We start from the raw sequence: 3,527 nt of genomic DNA on the forward strand, positions 1-3,527 counted from the left end.
TCAGCCCCGACGAGTTCCTCAGCCAGCTGGAGGCCGAGCACCGGGTGAAGCCGGATGTACGGCAGCGGCGGGCGATAGGGTTCAGCCGCTCGGCTTGACGCACAGCCCGACAGACTTGGGACATCGCTGTCGAAATATCTGACATTGCCGCCGCTCGCAGTCGGCAGGATCACGCCGATATTGTTACAAAACAATGACTTGCGGCGGCTGGCGCGAATCCTGCTCCCAAGTCAACCCACAAGGCGCACTCACAACCATCGAGGTGTCAATATGAAGAAATTCACCCAAATGCTCGCCGCCACCGCCGTGGCCTTGGGCGCCACGGCCTCATGGGCAGGTCCAGAATATTGCAGCAACGTCGACGCAACACCTGGCGTCACGGCCGACGGTCAGAAAAACGGCGACGTGACCTTCCGCAATGCTGCCGCGAACGACTGTTATGGCCTCGGAACCGTGGCACTGAACGGCGACGCCAACGAGCTTGCCGCGGTGAATGCGCTCAAGTGGGCATCGCTGGCGGATCAGTTCAGCCTGCTGCAAAAGTCGGACAACTCCAACCAAAGCGCCGATCTCTGGAAGCTGGATGCAGACCCGTCCGCCACCGGCACCTGGAACCTCAAGTACACCGGTAACGTCAGCCCGCTCTTCATGGACTTTGTTGTTCTGCTGAAGGCAGGCTCCACGGGCTGGGCAATGTACTTCTTCGACGACATTGAGTTCACCACCAACAACAATTCCGGTTCGGGCGCCTACAAAATCACCTGGACAAACCGTAACGGCAGCTCAACGCCGGGCCTGTCCCACCTGAGCCTGTTCGGCCGTGTTGGTGAAGATGGCGGCGGTGGCGGTCAATGCCTGCCGGGCACTTGCCCGCGGACCGTTCCCGAGCCCGCCAGTTTGGGCTTGGCCGGATTGGGGCTGCTTGGCCTGTTCGCTGCGAGCCGCCGTCGTCACACCGCGGTCAAGGCGCACTGACGGCGCTGCTGCGCGACACCACAGACTTCGCGCACAAGCCCAAAGCCGCACCCGTTTCGACGGTGCGGCTTTTTTGTGCCTGACGCTTGAGGCTTCGGTTCGATCCTGTCAGAGCACTCACTGCGCTAGAGCTCGGCACGCGATGGCTATGTGCGGTGCGGTGCGGTGCGGTGCAGAGGATGCGGGGCAGCGAAGACAAGTCGCTTCAAGCGACCGTGCCCCCTGTGGCGTAGCGGATCAGTCCCAACAGTCCGCTAGAGCGCGCCAACAAGCAACGCCCGGTGTCGCTGCAAAAGAAAGCCCCGGCTGCTTTGCGGCGGCCGGGGCAGATGCAAGACCTCGATTACTTCTTGCTGACCGATGCCGTTGCCGCCGTGCTGTTGCCCGCGGCGTCTGTGGCAACGGCCCTGATGCTGTAGGAGCCGGCCGCTGCCTTGCGCGTGTTCCAGCTATAGCTCAGGCTAGCGCCCGTGCCGCTGGCGACCTGGGCGCCGTTGATGAAGAGGCTTTGCCTCAGACCCGCCGCACCGGCATTGTCGGAAGCGGACACGCTGATGCTGACCGTTCCGGACACCACGGCGCCATTGGCGGGGTTCAGCAGGCTGACGACTGGCGCCACCGTGTCGGCGGCCACGGCATTGGCCACGCTGACGGTCAGGGTCGCCGAAGTCCCCGTATTGCCCGCCGCGTCGCTACCGCGAACCACCAGCGTTGCATTGCCATTGGCCAGCGATGCCGTGTCCCAGCTGAAACCAAAGGGGCTTGATGTCTCCGTGGCAACAACCGCACCATTGACAAGCAACTCGGCCTTGCTCACCCCCACGTTGTCTGTCGCATTCACGCCCACCGACACCAACCCACTGACGCTGCTTCCATTGCCGGGGCTGGTGATGCTCACCACGGGTGCCTGCGTATCAGCGACAGCCATGGCCTTGGCCGTCTGAACCGCCGCCGCCGCATCGACCCGACCGAAGCCATACTGCTTGTCTCGGCCTGCCGCACCGAGATCCCGGGCGCTGCTGTAGAGCGCGTTCTGCACCTGGGCCACACTCAGATCTGGCCTGGCAGACATCACCAGAGCCGCCACACCTGCGGCCAGAGGCGCTGCAAACGAGGTGCCCGACGGTGCGGTATAGCCCCCCGCGCGCTCCGTAGTCCAAATACCTTCACCGGGTGCAGCCAGACTCACGAGACTGCCCCAGTTCGACCAGGAGGTGATCGCATCGGCGCTGTTGGTCGCCGACACGACCGTGATCGAGGTGCTGGTGGCCGTGGTGATCTCGGTACCGGCATTGCCCGCACTGACGAAGACCACGCCGCCCTTGGATCGCATGTAGTCGGCCGCCGACATGACCGAGGAGCTGCTGGCGGCGCCGTAGCTGATATTGGCCACCTTGGCCCCGTTATCAGCAGCCCAATACAAGCCGCTGGCCACATGACTCCAGTAGGCATAGGCATTCGCATCGGAAATCCGTATCGGCATCAGCCGAGCGGCGCCTGCCGTACCCGCAACGCCCGCGGCGTTGTTCAGGCTGGCGGCCACCACACCCGCCACCATGGTGCCGTGCCCATTCACGTCGGCGGTGTTGTTGTTGCCATCAATGACGTTCCAGCCCGGCACCATGCGCGCCGCCAGATCGGGATGGGAACCATTGACGCCAGAGTCGAGAACGGCAACCGTCACGCCAGCACCTTGTGCACTATCCCAGGCGGTCGGGGCCTTGACGGTCGATAGATGCCACTGACTACCCAAATAGGGATCGTTGGGGGTCAACGAAGCCGGTACGCGGTAATCAAGCTCGACAAAGCGGAAATGGGGATTGTTCCCGAGCACAGCCAGCATGGCGCGCTCGTTACCCACATGGGGGAGGTCAATCACAAAGAGATTGCTCTTGGCAATGCGGCGCGCCTTGGCGGCTCCCAGACCCCTGGCCTGCGCATCCACCTGCGAGTCCTTCAAGCCGGCCCGGACTCCCGCCAGCAGCCGTCCCGGGGCAAACTGAGGCTCAGCACCCGCTGCAGTGGGTTGTTGTCGAAGGAATTCCTCGAGATCAGCCTCGGACAGAACACGCTCAGCACGCAGCACATGCCGCCCCTCCACCGTCACCAGAAGACAGTGGGTTCCCTCGCAGTAGCTGAGCGCGGTGTATTTGGCATTGCGCCCCCAGTCGCTGCGGGACAGCGACTCGCAGAACTGCTTGCCGTACTGCAGTCCAGCGAGTTCGGGGCGGTAACTCTGCCGCCCTTCAATACCATCACGAGAGATCTCGACCAGCTCATCGAAGCGCAGCTTGTCCATGCGCTCGCGCAGCCGCTGCCGAGTCTGCGCCGGCAAGTCCCCGAAGCGCAGCGCCGCATCCGCGACATTGCCTTCATAAGCCGGCAGTTGCCCCAACTCCAGGCCACATCCATTGGCGGCCAGACTCGCGGCCAGTGCAATTGCGCTCAGTGCCATACCCAACTCCTACTGCTGCAGAAAACGATGGCAGGAACACCGCACTCCCTGGTGCTTGACGCTCCTCGCCTCAGCCTTGGCAATGTCTCTGGTGGAC

The 3,527-nt window shown here is 63.4% G+C and carries 2 protein-coding genes; one reads left to right on the top strand and one right to left on the bottom strand.

The features are described from left to right. Positions 1–270: 270 nt before the first annotated feature. Entirely contained in the window at positions 271–975 is a 705-nt protein-coding gene (locus ACOVRJ_RS21045; RefSeq protein WP_422045777.1) for a PEP-CTERM sorting domain-containing protein, read from the top strand. 343 nt (positions 976–1,318) lie between these two features. Here the strand turns inward: ACOVRJ_RS21045 and ACOVRJ_RS21050 are convergent, their stop codons facing one another. Next, entirely contained in the window at positions 1,319–3,430 is a 2,112-nt protein-coding gene (locus tag ACOVRJ_RS21050) for a S8 family serine peptidase (RefSeq protein ID WP_422045778.1), read from the bottom strand. Between the last annotated feature and the right edge of the window lie 97 nt (positions 3,431–3,527).

It is taken from the genome of Roseateles sp. (assembly GCF_049240545.1).
Taxonomy (GTDB): domain Bacteria; phylum Pseudomonadota; class Gammaproteobacteria; order Burkholderiales; family Burkholderiaceae_C; genus Paucibacter_A.

What these genes read in the sequence shown, in the direction of transcription:
- ACOVRJ_RS21045 (WP_422045777.1), top strand. Translation starts at nt 271, where the DNA reads ATGAAGAAATTCACCCAAATGCTCGCCGCCACCGCCGTGGCCTTGGGC.
- ACOVRJ_RS21050 (WP_422045778.1), bottom strand. Translation starts at nt 3,430, where the DNA reads ATGGCACTGAGCGCAATTGCACTGGCCGCGAGTCTGGCCGCCAATGGA.